The organism is Streptomyces sp. cmx-18-6 (genome assembly GCF_046548915.1).
In the GTDB taxonomy this organism is placed as follows: domain Bacteria; phylum Actinomycetota; class Actinomycetes; order Streptomycetales; family Streptomycetaceae; genus Streptomyces.
Map to the genome: position 1 here is coordinate 1 of NZ_JAEBEP010000062.1, position 526 is coordinate 526.

General features: G+C 76.0%; 1 pseudogene. It reads left to right on the forward strand.

Annotated features, from left to right (window positions below):
- Positions 1 to 526, forward strand: a pseudogene (locus ACLJPL_RS34155) (hypothetical protein); the annotation flags it as partial.

Sequence of the window (526 nt, forward strand, 5' to 3'; positions counted from 1 at the left end):
GAGGGCGGCGCCGGACCGGCCGACGCGCTGTCCGCGCTGGTCGTGCTGTTCTGCGCGGTCCGGCTGCTGCGGCAGCGGCGGCGCCCGCTGTCCCTCACCGCCGCCCTGGTCCTCGGACTGCCGGTGGTCGGGCTCGCGCTCGCCGCGATGGGCGCGTCCTCGCCGGGGGCGGGGCTCTCCGGTCTGGGCCGCTACCTCCAGATCTTCGTGCTCGTCCCGGCGGCCGTCGTCCTCCTCGTCCGCGACCGGGCCGACTTCCGGGTGCTGGCCTGGTCGTTCGTCGGGCTCGCGGGATGGCAGGGTGCGGTCGGCGTCCATCAGTTCGTCACCGGGACCGGCGCCTCCTACCAGGGCGAGGACATCCGGGCGGTCGGCACCTTCGGGCCGCAGGACGTGATGGGCATGGCGACCGTGGTGGCGTTCGGCCTGATCTGCGCCGTCGGGCTGGCGCTCGGCCGGACCCCGGTACGGCAGCGGGTGATCGCCGCCTGCTCGGCGCTCGCCCTGCTGGTGCCGCTGGCGCTCT